This is a genomic window from Ruegeria sp. AI2, assembly GCF_056541275.1.
Genome location: NZ_JBQFYB010000003.1, coordinates 240,163 through 254,875 on the forward strand (window position 1 = coordinate 240,163; position 14,713 = coordinate 254,875).

The following is a 14,713-nucleotide window of genomic DNA, read 5'->3' on the forward strand; positions in this document are numbered from 1 at the left end:
CAAAATTCTCCCGCCGGATATCAACATCTTATCCCCGTCTAATTTTCATGCTGCAGTGCTATTTTCTTGTCGGATGCAGGGCGTGGTGCAAAAGTCATCTCACCGCACAGGGTCTTCGGAACCGGGGCGGGACGCAAAGGCCAAGGGGGTCTGGGCAGAGGAAGGCGGATCTTAGGATTTTCGTTTAACTGCAAAGGCTTACCGGTGGGTGATCAGCCAGATATGGGTCTCAGACCCAGGTCGCGTGACCATCTTCTCAGACGGCCAATGCATGTCGCGATGAACCTTAGGGGACAAAGCGGCGGCTACAGCCTCTCAGGGGGCTGGGGCGACTGGATCGGAGTGCTCCTCGGGGTACGTCGACCCGGTAAGGCGTCAGGGCGTATCCGAAAGGGTACATGCAAAGACCGCGTCTGCGCACCTGACGCCTTTTCCTTTGCCGAAATTCGGTTTCATACAGGCTACCACTCACCCCTGCCGAACGGGAACGGGGCTCTTCTGCGTGCGCGAAAGAGCCCCGATTTAGTGTCAGATATGCAATGCCGCGTCTATGCACCTGTAGGGCTAGACTACTGCGTATGGGCGCACTCTTCAACCATATATTGCGTTAATGTCCGGCCCGCCCGCAAGATAAGCGCGTATTACAGGCTTTCCTGCACGTCCGAAGCTGCGTTCTGGATTGCATCCCCGGCCTTTTCGATATCTTTGCCCGCGCCTTTGGCAGTTTCGCAGGCGGTCAGTGCAAACAGGCTCAGGCCAATCAGAATTACGCGGATCATGTGTGTCTCCTCAGTGCTCGATACGGATTCGGTAGCACCTTTCTCGACACCAAGCCAGAGCTAGCCTTTGTCCTCACCGCAGAACAGCTCGTACACCACCTCAAGCATCCGGCGCGGGCGGTCATCGGCCAACCGGTAGAAGATGGTTTTGCCCTCTCTGCGCGGTATCACGAGCCCCTCCAGCCGTAGGCGGGAAAGCTGTTGTGAAACAGCGGCTTGTCTGGCGGACAGCAGCTCCTCCAGCTCGGTAACCGACTTCTCACCGGACACCAGGTGGCACAGGATCATCAGTCGGCCTTCGTGACTGATTGCCTTGAGGAAGTTGGACGCGCGTGTCGCATTATCGACCATACGATCCAGGTCGTGTTGCGACATGTCCTGGGACAGCTGTGGAAGTGCCATCGAATGTGTTCCTTGTGAACCCGTTGACCGGGCGTAGTTTCCGTTACGTAAAGCTCGTCGCCTGCGAGCCACTTCAGTACATGTTTCGATCAATTATTGCTATATGTATGAATCAAAAAACCGTGATTAAAAAAGGGGAACCCCCGGCCGTTTTCCCCGCAGCCCATTTAGCGGGGCGCAATCATGGATAGGGTGCAGCTGCGGGACGGCGGCAGGTGTGACAATCTTATTGACGGCGATCCACATTCATTCCGCGTTCTCACCGACACCCCCTTGCAGCCCCCCGGAGCCAACACTAAGACTCAGGTAACACTTGTTGGGATAATGTCCCGATCCACAGTAAAACAGGCAGGTTGCGAATGTTCGATCCCGTAGATACCTACATGAATACGCTTGTTCCCATGGTCGTTGAACAGACCAGCCGGGGCGAGCGCGCGTATGATATTTTCTCCCGCCTGCTGAAAGAGCGGATCATCTTCATCAACGGCCCGATTCACGATGGCATGAGCCATCTGGTCGTGGCGCAGCTGCTGCACCTTGAGGCGGAAAACCCCAACAAGGAAATCTCGATCTACATCAACTCGCCCGGTGGCGTGGTGACCAGCGGTTTGTCGATTTACGATACAATGCAGTATATCAAGCCGAAATGTTCTACGTTGGTGATCGGTCAGGCGGCCTCGATGGGATCGGTTCTGCTGGCCGGTGGCGAGAAAGGGATGCGCTTTTCGCTGCCCAACAGCCGGATCATGGTGCACCAGCCCAGCGGCGGATATCAGGGTCAGGCCAGCGATATCATGATCCACGCGGCCGAGACGCAAAAACTCAAGGATCGCCTTTATGACATCTATGTGCGTCATACCGGTCAGACAAAAAAGGCAGTTGAAAAAGCGCTGGACCGTGACAATTTCATGAGCCCGGAAGAGGCCAAGGAATGGGGCCACATCGACGAGATCGTGGAAAATCGCGCAAAAATGGACGCGGATGAGGTCTGAGTTTCGGAGCCTGCACCACCGGTGCAGGAACCATTTTGAGATTGTAGCGGCCAAAGCGCTGGCCTAAGCTGCACGAACAGGCGAAAACGCATCCCCGCCGGGGGTGCTGGGATGAGGCCCGAAAGGTAGATCATGGCGACGAATTCAGGCGGTGACGGGAAAAACACGCTCTACTGCAGCTTCTGCGGCAAAAGCCAGCATGAGGTGCGCAAGCTGATCGCAGGCCCGACCGTTTTCATCTGTGATGAATGTGTCGAACTCTGCATGGATATCATCCGCGAAGAGACCAAGGCCAGCGGGCTGAAGTCTTCGGACGGCGTTCCGACGCCCAAGGATATCTGCGAGGTGCTGGACGATTATGTGATCGGTCAAGCCACCGCAAAACGCGTCCTGTCGGTCGCGGTCCACAACCACTACAAACGTCTGAACCACGCCCAGAAAGCGGGCAATGATATAGAACTGGCGAAATCCAATATCCTGCTGATCGGCCCCACCGGCTGTGGCAAGACATTGCTTGCGCAAACGCTGGCCCGGATACTGGATGTTCCCTTTACCATGGCCGATGCCACAACGCTGACGGAAGCCGGTTACGTGGGCGAGGATGTTGAAAACATCATTCTCAAGCTGTTGCAGGCCAGCGAATACAATGTCGAACGCGCGCAGCGCGGCATCGTCTATATCGACGAGGTCGACAAGATCACCCGCAAATCCGAGAACCCGTCGATCACGCGCGACGTGTCCGGTGAAGGTGTACAGCAAGCGCTGCTGAAACTGATGGAAGGCACCGTGGCCAGCGTTCCGCCGCAGGGCGGCCGCAAACACCCGCAGCAGGAATTCCTGCAGGTGGACACCACGAACATCCTGTTCATCTGTGGCGGCGCTTTTGCGGGTCTGGACCGGATCATTGCGCAACGCGGCAAGGGCTCGGCCATGGGTTTTGGCGCCGATGTGCGTGACAATGACGAGCGCGGCGTGGGCGAGATATTCAAGGATCTGGAACCTGAAGATCTGCTGAAATTTGGCCTGATCCCCGAATTCGTCGGTCGTCTGCCGGTTCTGGCAACGCTGGAGGATTTGGACGAGGAAGCACTGGTCACCATCCTGACCAAGCCGAAGAACGCCCTGGTCAAGCAATACCAGCGCCTGTTCGAGTTGGAAGATGTTGAGTTGGGCTTTACCGATGACGCGCTGAAGGCGATTGCCAAGAAAGCCATCGAGCGCAAAACCGGTGCGCGCGGCCTGCGGTCAATTCTCGAGGATATCCTGCTGGACACCATGTTCGAACTGCCGGGCATGAAAAATGTCAGCGAAGTTGTGGTGAACGAAGAGGCGGTGATGTCCGACGCGCAGCCGCTGTTCATCTATGCCGATGCGGCCAAGGAATCGGCCTCGGCGGGTTGAGGCCGGTCATTTCGCGGCGGCGGGACTTTAGTTGAACAGGTTCAGGGGGCTCTGCCCCCGCTGCCCTTCGGGCATCTCCCCCGGGATATTTATAGCCAGATGAAGCTGGGGATCCGTCGCTCGCACGCGAAGGCATGCGCAATCAGGCAGCGGGAGCTTAAGCAAGCTTTCGAACAACAAAGGTGACGGGTTACGACAGTGAAGCGCATTTCTTCGGGCGGTGAGTTTGAGGCGAAAGTCGGCTATTGCCGTGCGGTGGTTGCGGGCGGCTGGGTTCATGTCGCCGGGACCGTCGGGCAGGGCGACGACGTGGTGGCGCAATGCCGGTCTGCGCTGGATGTCATCGGCAAGGCACTGGCTGAGGCGGGCGCGGGTTTTGAAGATGTGGTTCGGGTCACCTACATGTTGCCGGACCGCAATGAGTTCGCGCCGTGCTGGCCGGTTCTGGCCGAGACGTTTGGCGCCAATCCACCGGCTGCGACGATGATCGAATGCGGTTTGATTGATCCGAAGTACCGGATCGAGATCGAAGTGACCGCCATCCTGCCGCAGTGACACTGGAAGCCCAAGGGGCACTGGACCTTGGCGAGCCTTTGGTCCATACCTTCTCTCGACCGAAATGCCGGAGGCAGCCGATGGGAATCCTGAACAGTCTTTTACGAGCCGTGACCTGGTGGAACGGGTCAACACTGAACACGCAGCTTTATACGGCGCGCAAGGGTGTGAAAGTGGGCGAAGACAATGAAGGCAATGTGTTTTATCGCACCGCCGACGACAGCAGGCGCTGGGTGATTTTCAATGGCGAGGCCGAAGCCAGCCGGGTTGACCCCGAATGGCACGGCTGGTTGCACCGCACCTGGGACGAACCCCCGACCGACAAACCACTGCCGCACAAAGCCTGGGAAAAACCGCATCAGGAGAACCTGACAGGTACGGCGCTGGCCTATGCGCCTGCCGGGTCGCTGCGGCGGGCCAAGCCGGTTGAGCGCAGGGATTACGAGGCCTGGAGCCCGGAATAAACGAGGCGAAGATGTCGACCCATAACTGGACCGAAGTTCTTGTCGGAGGCGTCGTTTTGGCCGGTGCCATCGCGTTTGGCGTTTATGCCAGCCAATCAACCGGCCTGTCGCAAGGTGCTGCGGGCTATGAGCTGGGCGCCTCGTTCCGGTCGCTGGAAGGGGTCGGCGTTGGCACGGATGTCCGTCTTGCCGGGGTGAAAATCGGCACCGTTACCGGGGTCAAACTGAACCCGGATACCTATCGTGCCGACACGACTTTCTCTGTTGCCGAAGGCGTGCTTGTGCCCGATGACAGCGCCATCGTGATCTCGTCCGAAGGGCTGTTGGGTGGAAACTTTGTCGAAGTCATGCCCGGCGGTTCACCCTTCTTTTTTGAACCTGGCGATGAGATTCAGGATACCCAGGGTGCGGTCAGCCTGATCTCGCTGCTGGTCAAGTTCGTAGCCGGAGATGGCAGCGAATGATGCGCGCCGCCCTGATTGCCCTGTTGTTGGCTGGAACCGGCGCCGCCGCGCAGCAGAAAGTCAATTCTGGCCCCGGCGCCATGCTGCGGGGGCTCGACAAAGTCAGTGGCCAGACGGTTGATATCGAATTGCAGACAGGTCAGACCGAAGCTGTTTTCGGGCTGGATGTGGCGCTGGGGGATTGCCGGTATCCGGTGGATAACCCGACAGGCGATGCCTTCGCCTATCTGACCATTTGGGAAACGGGCAAAGCGGATCAGCTGTTTGACGGCTGGATGATTGCGACCTCTCCGGCGCTGAATGCGCTGGATCACGCGCGGTATGACGTTTGGGTCATCCGTTGTATCACGCCTTCTGCGGACTGAGTGATCGGCGCGGCAAAGTCAGCGCTCTGGTTCAGGGCTTCTTCCAGTTCTTGCTTGTAGGCACCACGCGGGATTTCGATCGCCCCAAGGGACGCCAGATGCGCGGTCAGGAACTGCGTGTCAAACAGGTGAAAGCAGGTTTGCCGCAGCCGGTCCACAAGATAGGCGAGCGCGATTTTCGAGGCATCCGTGCGGCGCGAAAACATGCTTTCGCCAAAGAACGCGGCCCCCAGCGTCACGCCATAAACGCCGCCCACCAGTGCCGCTCCGTCCCAGACTTCCAGAGAATGCGCATGACCGGACTGGTGCAGCTGGCGATAAAGGGCGTGCAGTTCCGCGTTGATCCAGGTGTCGGACCGGTCAGCGCACCCATCAACAACGCCAGAAAAATCCCGGTTGATTGAAATCCCGAACCCGCAGTTCCGGATGCGGCGGGCCAGACTGCGCGAGATGTGGAACCCGTCCAGCGGAAATATCCCGCGAAACTTGGGATCAACCCAGAACAGTTCAGGATCGTCGCGGTGTTCGGCCATCGGGAAGATACCGATGGAATACCCGTGCAGCAGCAGTTCGGGGGTCAGGCTCATGCCGGTGATAGGGCGACCAGAGGGCGCGGGCCCTCTGGCACTTGGCCCTTATTTATCCATGTTCTCCGCAAGCCAGCGCTCCAGCCAGTGGATGTTGTACTCGCCGCTGTGCAGATCGGGCTCCTGCAACAGGGCGTGGAACAGGGGCACGGTGGTGTCGATGCCGTCGACGATCAACTCGCCCAACGCGCGTTGCAGACGCGCCAGCGCCTCGGCCCGGTCGCGGCCCTGCACGATCAGCTTGCCAATCAGCGAGTCGTAATAGGGCGGGATCGAATAGCCGTCATAAAGTGCCGAGTCCATCCGCACGCCCAGGCCGCCCGGCGCGTGATAGGCCGTGATCTTGCCGGGGCAGGGCGAAAAGTTCGGCAGCTTCTCCGCGTTGATCCGAACCTCGATGGCGTGGCCGTTGATCTTCAGATCGTCCTGACCGAATGACATCGGTTCACCCGCTGCGACAAGGATTTGTTCGCGCACCAGATCGACGCCAAAGATCCCTTCGGTGACCGGGTGTTCCACCTGAAGGCGGGTGTTCATCTCGATGAAATAGAACTCGCCCTTTTCATACAGGAACTCGATGGTGCCAGCGCCGATATAGTTGATCTTGGCCACAGCGTCGGCGCAGATCTTGCCGATCCGGGCGCGCTCTTCGGCGGTAATGCAGGGGCCGGGGGCCTCTTCAAAGACCTTCTGGTGACGGCGCTGCAACGAACAATCGCGCTCGCCCAGATGCACCGCATTGCCCTTGCCGTCGCCAAAGACCTGAATCTCGATATGGCGCGGCGTGGTCAGATATTTCTCGATATAGACCTCGTCATTGCCAAAGGCGGCCTTGCCTTCGGCGCGTGCGGTCATGAAGGCGCTTTCCATCTCGTTCGCGTTCATCGCGACTTTCATGCCGCGCCCACCGCCGCCAGCCGTGGCCTTGATGATGACGGGATAGCCGAATTCCTCACCGATGCGCTTGGCGTCGGCCAGCGTGGGAACGCCACCGTCCGAACCGGGAACGCAAGGCACACCCAGCGCCTTCATCGTGTCCTTGGCGGTGATCTTGTCGCCCATGACGCGGATATGTTCCGCGGTGGGGCCGATGAACGTGATGCCATGATCTTCGACGATCTGCACGAACTCGGCGTTTTCGGACAAAAAGCCATAGCCGGGATGGATCGCCTGCGCGCCGGTGATCTCACAGGCCGAAATGATCGCGGGCACCGACAGATAGCTTTGCGGGCTGGGCGGGGGGCCGATGCAGACCGATTCGTCCGCCATGCGCACATGCATCGCGTCGCTGTCGGCGGTGGAATGGACGGCAACCGTTTTTATCCCCATCTCGCGCGCGGCGCGGATGACGCGCAGGGCGATCTCGCCTCGGTTGGCAATCAGGATCTTGTCGAACATGGGCCCGCCTTACTCGATGATGACCAGAGGGGTGCCGAACTCAACAGCGTCGCCATCGCCCACCAGCACGCGCTTGACGGTGCCCGATTTGGGGGCGTGGATGTGGTTCATGGTCTTCATCGCTTCGACGATCAGCAGCGTGTCGCCTTCAGACACTGTCGCGCCGACGGAAATGAACGCGGGCGCGCCGGGTTCCGGCTGCATATAGACCGTGCCCACCATGGGCGAGGTGACAGCGCCCGGATGGCTGGCCGGATCCTCGGCAGCAGCAGGGGCCGCCGCGGGGGCCGCAGCCGGTGCCGCAGCAGGGGCGGGCGCTGCCGCAGGAACAGCCATCTGAACCGGAGCGGCCACGGTCTGTGTCATACGGCTGACGCGCACGTTCAGGCTGTCTTCTTCGCCGTATTCGCGTTTGACCTGCAACTCGGTCAGATCGTTTTCGCGCAGCAACTCGGCCAGAGCCTTGATGAATGCCACATCCGCTTCGTGTTTGGTGTCTGTCATGAGTATCCTCGACGGTTCCCCTTTGGCCCGTCTGTTCCTTGCGGGCTCTGATCAAATTACGCAGGGTTATAGGCTAAGCGGCGGTGCATGAAAAGCGCCGACTCGCACCATCTGGCATGCGTTTCACTCGTAATTTAAGGGGTCGGACGCGTCACAGGGGCATCCCCGATAATTTGGCGACCAGTTCAGACAGCTTTCGTGCGCCGAATTTTTCAAGCAAACGGGCGCGGTAAGCCTCGATTGTGCGGTAACTCAGGCCCAGCTCTGCTCCTATTTCCTTGGCCGACAGGCCGCGGCAGGACAGGATGGCCACTTCGCGTTCACGGATGGTCAGTTCAACCAGCGGTCGTTCCTCGGATATGTCGGAAAAGCTCCAGATACCGTGGCGGAACGGGTCGTCGGGCGTCAGCGACCGGCCCCGGGCGCGGCACCAGAACAGATCCCCGCTACGGCGGCGCATGACGCGCTCATCCGTGTAATACCCGGTGCCGCGCATCACCTGCAGGCTGCGTTCGCCGATCCTCTCCCAATCCGCGACCGAAGGGTAAAGGTGCAACAGCGGCATGTTGCGATAGTCGTTTTCTTCTCCGCCAAAGGTGCGGGCAAATTGCAGGTTGCAGCGCCGGATGATCCGGTTTTCCAGCTCAACAAGCCCGATCGGCGCGTATTCAAAGGCGGGGTCGCTCATGCGTGTATGGTGCCGGGAAAGCGCGCGAAAATGAAGGGGGGATGCGATGTCTTGCGCCAGATTGACGCCCGAACCCGATGCTGTGGTCTGCGCCAGTTTGTGAAAGTTGTAAATTTCATTTGAAAAGAAATGATTAACCTATGGAAACAGATGCTATAATCTGAAAGCGAGCGTTAAATTCGACGGGTCTGAATTCAGGGAAAGTAAGCATGCGCGACACGTTGACAGGCAGTCGCATTCGCGAAAGACGGCAGATTGCCGGGCTGCGGCAGGCGGAACTGGCGCGGCAGGCCGGAGTATCGGCGTCTTATCTGAACCTGATCGAACACAATCGCCGCAGGATCGGGGGCAAATTGCTGGTCGATATCGCGGCGGCGCTGGGCGTTGAACCTTCGGTCCTGACACAGGGGATCGAGGCAACTCTGGTTTCCGCCCTGCGCGAGGCGGCCGAGGAAGCGGTCGGGCAGAAGGCCGAGGTTGACGGGCTCGAGGAGTTCGCCGGGCGCTTTCCCGGCTGGGCCGGTGTTCTGGCGCAAATGCATCGCCGTGTCGTGTCTTTGGAGCGGAACGTCGAAACCCTGTCCGACCGCCTTACGCACGACCCGCAACTGGCCGCGTCGATGCACGAGGTTCTGTCAACCGCCGCCGCCATACGCTCGACCGCCGCGATCCTTGCGGATACCCAAGATATCGAGGCCGAATGGCGCGAGCGTTTCCACAAGAACCTGCATCAGGATGCCGAACGGCTGGCAGGCAGTTCCAAGGCGCTGGTGACCTTCCTCGACGAAAGCGACTCGGCGGTTGATCCGCGTGCCGTTCCCCTGGAAGAGGTCGAAGCCTTCTTTGAAGCCCGCGCCTACACGATTTCCGAACTGGAAGACGGGGGTGATGTGGACGCGGTTGACCTGAGCGGGCTCAATACCTCGGCGGCGCGCACCGTCGCGCGCGAAGTTCTCAGGATCTATCGCGCAGACGCACAGGCGCTGCCGCTGGAGGCCGTCAAAGCGGTTGTTCAGCAGGGTGATCCGAACCCCATCGAACTGGCGCAGCGGTTCTCGGTTGATTTTGCCACCGTCCTCAGGCGCCTGGCCTTTCTGCCAGATGGCATCCTGTCACAACCGGTCGGCATGGTGCTGTGCGATGCGTCTGGAAGCATCCTGTTTCTCAAGCCGATTCAGGGGTTTACCTTGCCCCGACACGGAGATGTCTGCCCGCTCTGGCCGCTGTTTACGGCCCTCAGCCGTCCGCTGGTGCCTGTGCGCAAGCAGGTCGTCCTGACCGGAAGGTCCTCGGCCGTGTTCGACTGCGTCGCTTATGCCTGGCCGCATGCGGTGTCGGGATACGATCAGGACCCGGCTTATCGCTCGGTCATGGTGGTGCGCCCGGTCAGGGACCCGTCAGACGGGGTGCCGGTCACTCAGGTCGGGCCAAATTGCCGTGTCTGCCCAAACCGCGATTGCAAGGCCCGGCGCGAGCCGTCGATTTTGAGCGAAGGTTTTTGACACGTTCATGACAGACCGCTTAATCTGGCGGGAACCGGTCTCGGGATGGAAGACCGGTTATGGGAGGAACTGAACATATGAGCCGAAAGGTTCTGCTGATTGAGGACGAACCGAACATCGCCGAGGCTATCCGGTTCCTGCTGTCGCGCGAGGGATGGCAGGTCGAAACGCATGGCGATGGAACGGATGCGGTTCAGGTGATCCAGGGGGCGCGACCCGATCTGGTCATTCTGGATGTCATGCTGCCGGGCAAGAACGGTATGGATATCCTGCGGGAACTCAGAAAAATGGAGGAACTGGCAGGCTTGCCGGTTCTGATGCTGACCGCACGGGGTCAGTCGCGCGACCGGGAAATGGCCGAAAACGCAGGCGTCAGCCGCTTCATGACCAAACCGTTTTCCAATGCCGAAGTTCTGACAGCGGTGCGTGATCTTCACGCGCAGGCGACGCGCATATGATGTCCGGCGAGGGCAACAAGACCAAACCACCGGGCGCACGCCCCTCGCTTTTTCTGGAACGTCAAAGCTATCGCCGTCACAGGTTGACGGATGCCGCCCGGATTTTGCCCTTTCTGGGCGCGGCGCTGCTGGCGCTTCCTTTGCTGTGGCCGGACCCGTCTGGCGGGGATGCGGCGGTGCCCTTGTCTTCGGCGATGTATTACATATTCCTCTGCTGGGGCGCGCTGATCCTGGCCGGGTTTGTCTTTGGGCTGGCCGCCCGCCGCATGGCCGCGCGCGAGGGATCGGACACGGGCGCTGAGTGATGGCCACCATAAACGTTCTGATTCTGGTTTGCCTTGCCTATGTCGTGTTCCTGTTCGCAGTGGCCTTCGCCGCGGATCGCATGGCTGCGGCCGGGCGCGGCAAATGGTTGCGTTCACCCGTGATCTACACGCTGTCCCTGTCGATCTATTGCACCGCCTGGACATTTTATGGCGCGGTGGGCAACGCCGCGCGGTCGGGGCTGGAATTTGTCACCATCTACCTCGGTCCGACGCTGGTGATGGTCGGCTGGTGGTGGGGTTTACGCAAGCTGGTGCGCGTCGGGCGCAGCCAGCGGGTCACCTCGATCGCCGACCTGTTGTCGTCCCGGTATGGCAAGTCGAACACGTTGGCGGTCTGCGTGACCATTCTGGCGGTGCTGGGCGGCACGCCCTATATCGCACTGCAACTGCAATCCATTACCCTGTCATTCTCGATCTTTGCCGAGGCTGACCCGTCAGGCCTCTACCGCGAAGGGTCCAGCGTGTTCTGGGTCGCGGCTGGACTGGCCGTGTTTGCCATCCTGTTCGGCACCCGCAATCTGGACGTGAACGAACGTCACCATGGCGTGGTCACGGCCATCGCGGTCGAGGCCGTTGTCAAACTGTTTGCTCTGATCGCCGTGGGCGTTTTCGTGGTATGGGGGATCGCGGGTGGAATTGGCCCGATGATGGACCGGATCGACGCCTCGGAAATCGGCCAGTGGAACGTCGATGCCGGGCGCTGGACGACGTTCATCTTTCTGTCCGCCGCCGCCTTTATCTGCCTGCCCCGGATGTTTCAGGTGATGGTGGTGGAAAACGATGACGAGGGCCATCTCAGAACCGCTGCCTGGGCCTTCCCGCTCTACCTGCTGTTCATGAGCCTGTTTGTCGTGCCCATCGCCGTGGTCGGTCTCGACCTGCTGCCCCAGGGCGCCAACCCCGACCTGTTCGTGCTGACCGTGCCGCTGTCCCAGGGCAATGACTGGCTGGCAATGCTGTCTTTCATCGGTGGGTTTTCCTCGGCAACCTCGATGGTCATCGTCAGTGCGATGGCCCTGTCGACGATGGTGTCAAACCATGTGGTCATGCCCATCTGGCTGAACACGCAGGAAGGCACCGGCTCGGTGTCGGGCGATGTGCGCAACATTGTCCTGATGGCACGCCGAGTTTCCATTGCCGCCATCATCGCGCTGGGCTTTTTCTACTACCGGCTGTCCGGGGGTGGCGCGGCGCTGGCCTCGATCGGGTTGATCGCCTTTGCCGGTATCTCGCAGATTCTGCCGGCGCTGGTTGGGGGGCTGTTCTGGCGCAGGGCGACCCGGACCGGGGCGCTGGTCGGGCTGACCGTTGGCTTTGTGCTGTGGATTTACACACTGCTGCTGCCGGGGATGGGCGGCGCGTGGATGCCCGAATCCGTGCTGCAAAACGGCTTGTTCGGCCTCGGCTGGCTGCGCCCTCATGCCCTCTTCGGGATCGAGGGGATCGATCCGATGGTGCATACGGTGATGTGGTCTTTGTCCCTGAACACGCTTGCCTTCTGCGTCGCGTCCCTGCTCAGCTTTCCCAGCCCCTTGGAACGGTTGCAGGGGGCACAGTTCGTCAACGTCTTTGATCACTCGGTCGCGCCGCGCGGGTGGTCCGGGTCGGTGGCGCAAAGCGAAGACCTGATGATCATGACGCAGCGCATTCTGGGCACCGGCCCCACGCAGGAGTTCTTTCAGGCCGAGGCGCAAAAACAGGGTGGCCGTTCGCACCTGCCGGAACCGACGCCGGGATTTCTCAACCGTCTGGAACGCGAGCTCAGCGGCTCGGTCGGTGCGGCCATGGCCCACGCGATGATCGGCCAGATCGTGGGCGGATCGTCGGTCTCAGTCGAGGATCTGCTGGCCGTGGCAGACGAATCCGCGCAACTGCTGGAATACTCCGGCCAGCTCGAGGAAAAGTCCTCCGAACTCAGCCGAACCGCTCGGCAATTGCGCGAGGCTAACGCCAAGCTCACCCAGATTTCCGAACAGAAGGACAGCTTCCTGAGCCAGGTCAGTCATGAATTGCGCACGCCGATGACCTCGATCCGGGCGTTTTCGGAAATCATGCGCGACACCGATGGCCTCAGTCGCCAGGAGCAGACCCGCTATGCCGCGATCATTCATGACGAAGCCCTGCGCCTGACCCGGCTGCTCGATGATCTGCTGGATCTGAGCGTGCTTGAAAACGGGCAGGTCAGCCTCAATCTCAGCGATGACAGCCTGCGCTCGGTTCTGGACCGCGCCGTGCCCAGCGCTCTGGCCGGGGCGGACCGAAAGATCACTGTCCGCCGGACCCGCACGGCCGAGCGTATTTTCCTGCATACGGATCTGGATCGGTTGGGGCAGGTGTTCATCAACCTGATCTCGAACGCGCAGAAATATTGCGATGCGGACGATCCGGTACTGGTCATTTCCGCCCATGATGTCGGCGGGCGGGTCATCGTCGACTTCATCGACAATGGCAGCGGCATCCCACCGGGTGCGCGTTCGATGGTGTTTGAAAAGTTTGCCCGCGTGGGCGGCGACAAGGCTGGTGGAGCGGGGCTTGGTCTGGCCATCTGCCGCGAAATCATGCAGCGGCTGGGGGGTGAGATCACCTATCTGCCGGGGCAGGGCGGCGCGGCCTTCCGGATCAGCCTGCCACAGGCCTATCAGCAGGCGGCGCAGTGACGCGGCCATAAAGGACTTGGTAACGCCCGAGGGTGTAAACCGGTTGCCAGGTGCTGGAACAATTGGTGATCGGGCGTCATGTCACAAGATGTCAATGCCGCGTTGGCGCGCAAACTGTCCGTTGGGCAAAAGGATCTGGGGGATCGCCCACGCTCGGTTCTGCGGGCGTTGCGCCTTGGGTTCGCACGGGCTGCGGGCGACCGGCTGAACCTGCCGCTGGCGGTTATCGGGGCAAAGCAATCCAACCAGTCGCAGGAGGTGCCGGGGGACGCGGCGGGGCAGGATTGGCTGCTGCTGGTGTTTGACGGCCCCGAAGGCCGCGCCGCAGCCTGTCTCAACCCGAATGTGGTCTCGGCCATTGTTCAGGCCCAGACCATTGGTCAGGTCCTGTCCGGTGATCCCGGCACACGCACGTTCACGGATACCGACGCTGCCATCGTGGCCCCCTTGATCGAAGCCGCGTTGACCGGTTCCGCCGCTTTGTTCGACGCCTCAAGCGATCAGATTTGCCTTGCAGGGCTGGAATTTACCTCGCGCGCCAAGGATTTGCGCACCCTGTCACTGGCGATGACGGAAGAGGCGTACCGCATTTTCGAACTGACCGTCGATCTGGCGAACGGAGAGCAGCAGGGCCGCATCTCGGTCTTTCTGCCGGAACATCCTGCCGTCCCGGACGTGGCCGAAGATGCCGGGGAAAAGGCTGATCTGCGCATGGATCAGTGTTCAGGCGTGATGCGGGCGGAACTGACCGCCGCGCTGTGCCGCATGTCGCTGCCGCTGTCCGACCTGTCCGGAATGCGGATCGGGGACATTCTGCCGTTGCGCGGGGCGCGTCTGGACCGGACCGAGGTTCTGACGATTGACCGGACACGCGCCGGTATCGGTCGCCTTGGCCAATGCGGCGGCCTGCGGGCCGTGCGGCTGAATGAAGCCGCTGCATTGCCGGCCCTGACCGGCGCTGACGCGCAGGACTTCATCGCCAGCAAAAGTGGAACACCACCGCAGGATTATCTGGTCGAACCAGCTGAGCATGATGCGCACGCCCAGACCGTCCCGGCCGGGGTGTCAGATCTGACAGATAGCGATCTGATCGTGAACGATTCCGAACGAATGGTCGCTGAAATCACGCAGCTGGCAGGGTTGGCACCCCCGGAGTCCACCAGCTAGGTTG

The 14,713-nt window shown here is 60.6% G+C and carries 17 protein-coding genes; 11 read left to right on the top strand and 6 right to left on the bottom strand.

From position 1 onward, the window contains the following. Nucleotides 1-641: 641 nt before the first annotated feature. Both ACR0LL_RS10035 and ACR0LL_RS10040 read right to left on the bottom strand, forming a co-directional pair. The gene (locus ACR0LL_RS10035) at nt 642-779 is read right to left on the bottom strand and encodes an entericidin A/B family lipoprotein (protein ID WP_209505735.1); all 138 of its coding nucleotides are present in this window, start codon (nt 777-779) and stop codon (nt 642-644) included. Between the two features lie 60 nt (nt 780-839). After that, the gene (locus tag ACR0LL_RS10040; RefSeq protein WP_480473625.1) at nt 840-1,181 is read right to left on the bottom strand and encodes an ArsR/SmtB family transcription factor; all 342 of its coding nucleotides are present in this window, start codon (nt 1,179-1,181) and stop codon (nt 840-842) included. 359 nt (nt 1,182-1,540) lie between these two features. Between ACR0LL_RS10040 and ACR0LL_RS10045 the strand changes: the two genes are divergently transcribed. The 6 genes from ACR0LL_RS10045 to ACR0LL_RS10070 all read left to right on the top strand — a co-directional run bounded on the left by ACR0LL_RS10045 (nt 1,541) and on the right by ACR0LL_RS10070 (nt 5,422). Beyond that, the gene (locus ACR0LL_RS10045; RefSeq protein ID WP_209505739.1) at nt 1,541-2,173 is read left to right on the top strand and encodes an ATP-dependent Clp protease proteolytic subunit; all 633 of its coding nucleotides are present in this window, start codon (nt 1,541-1,543) and stop codon (nt 2,171-2,173) included. A 132-nt stretch (nt 2,174-2,305) separates the two neighbouring features. Further along, nucleotides 2,306-3,574 (top strand): ATP-dependent Clp protease ATP-binding subunit ClpX, encoded by a 1,269-nt coding sequence (gene clpX, locus ACR0LL_RS10050; protein ID WP_209505741.1) that lies wholly within the window; start codon nt 2,306-2,308, stop codon nt 3,572-3,574. Between the two features lie 198 nt (nt 3,575-3,772). Then, nucleotides 3,773-4,129, top strand: a complete 357-nt coding sequence (locus ACR0LL_RS10055; RefSeq protein WP_480586297.1) for a RidA family protein — start codon at nt 3,773-3,775, stop codon at nt 4,127-4,129. Nucleotides 4,130-4,209: 80 nt separating this feature from the next. Beyond that, complete coding sequence (locus ACR0LL_RS10060; protein WP_267364687.1) at nt 4,210-4,593, top strand: NADH:ubiquinone oxidoreductase subunit NDUFA12; 384 nt, start codon at nt 4,210-4,212, stop codon at nt 4,591-4,593. A gap of 11 nt (nt 4,594-4,604) precedes the next feature. Then, nucleotides 4,605-5,057, top strand: a complete 453-nt coding sequence (gene mlaD, locus ACR0LL_RS10065) for an outer membrane lipid asymmetry maintenance protein MlaD (RefSeq protein ID WP_267364689.1) — start codon at nt 4,605-4,607, stop codon at nt 5,055-5,057. Then, complete coding sequence (locus ACR0LL_RS10070; RefSeq protein WP_480488407.1) at nt 5,054-5,422, top strand: DUF2155 domain-containing protein; 369 nt, start codon at nt 5,054-5,056, stop codon at nt 5,420-5,422. The genes mlaD and ACR0LL_RS10070 overlap by 4 nt, the downstream gene beginning before the upstream one ends. Here ACR0LL_RS10070 and aat read toward each other — a convergent pair. From aat to ACR0LL_RS10090, 4 genes are all read right to left on the bottom strand, one after another. Then, complete coding sequence (gene aat, locus ACR0LL_RS10075; RefSeq protein WP_480586300.1) at nt 5,368-6,009, bottom strand: leucyl/phenylalanyl-tRNA--protein transferase; 642 nt, start codon at nt 6,007-6,009, stop codon at nt 5,368-5,370. The two genes, ACR0LL_RS10070 and aat, sit on opposite strands and share 55 nt — an antisense overlap. Nucleotides 6,010-6,057: 48 nt before the next feature. Then, on the bottom strand, nt 6,058-7,407 hold the full coding sequence (gene accC, locus ACR0LL_RS10080) for an acetyl-CoA carboxylase biotin carboxylase subunit (protein WP_480586303.1): 1,350 nt from the start codon (nt 7,405-7,407) through the stop codon (nt 6,058-6,060). 9 nt (nt 7,408-7,416) lie between these two features. Further along, the gene (gene accB / locus ACR0LL_RS10085; protein ID WP_267364694.1) at nt 7,417-7,911 is read right to left on the bottom strand and encodes an acetyl-CoA carboxylase biotin carboxyl carrier protein; all 495 of its coding nucleotides are present in this window, start codon (nt 7,909-7,911) and stop codon (nt 7,417-7,419) included. A 151-nt stretch (nt 7,912-8,062) separates the two neighbouring features. After that, nucleotides 8,063-8,599 (bottom strand): LuxR C-terminal-related transcriptional regulator, encoded by a 537-nt coding sequence (locus ACR0LL_RS10090; RefSeq protein WP_209505755.1) that lies wholly within the window; start codon nt 8,597-8,599, stop codon nt 8,063-8,065. Between the two features lie 209 nt (nt 8,600-8,808). Between ACR0LL_RS10090 and ACR0LL_RS10095 the strand changes: the two genes are divergently transcribed. The 5 genes from ACR0LL_RS10095 to ACR0LL_RS10115 all read left to right on the top strand — a co-directional run bounded on the left by ACR0LL_RS10095 (nt 8,809) and on the right by ACR0LL_RS10115 (nt 14,709). Next, nucleotides 8,809-10,101 carry a helix-turn-helix domain-containing protein gene (locus tag ACR0LL_RS10095; protein WP_480586307.1) on the top strand — a complete coding sequence of 431 codons (1,293 nt, stop codon included), beginning with the start codon at nt 8,809-8,811 and terminating at the stop codon, nt 10,099-10,101. 77 nt (nt 10,102-10,178) lie between these two features. Then, nucleotides 10,179-10,559 carry a response regulator transcription factor gene (locus ACR0LL_RS10100; protein ID WP_480586310.1) on the top strand — a complete coding sequence of 127 codons (381 nt, stop codon included), beginning with the start codon at nt 10,179-10,181 and terminating at the stop codon, nt 10,557-10,559. Then, complete coding sequence (locus ACR0LL_RS10105; RefSeq protein WP_480495074.1) at nt 10,556-10,864, top strand: hypothetical protein; 309 nt, start codon at nt 10,556-10,558, stop codon at nt 10,862-10,864. Before ACR0LL_RS10100 ends, ACR0LL_RS10105 begins: the two co-directional genes overlap by 4 nt. Continuing rightward, complete coding sequence (locus tag ACR0LL_RS10110; protein ID WP_209505764.1) at nt 10,864-13,542, top strand: sensor histidine kinase; 2,679 nt, start codon at nt 10,864-10,866, stop codon at nt 13,540-13,542. Before ACR0LL_RS10105 ends, ACR0LL_RS10110 begins: the two co-directional genes overlap by 1 nt. Before the next feature lie 78 nt (nt 13,543-13,620). Beyond that, complete coding sequence (locus tag ACR0LL_RS10115) at nt 13,621-14,709, top strand: FliM/FliN family flagellar motor C-terminal domain-containing protein (protein ID WP_480586314.1); 1,089 nt, start codon at nt 13,621-13,623, stop codon at nt 14,707-14,709. Nucleotides 14,710-14,713 lie beyond the last annotated feature (4 nt).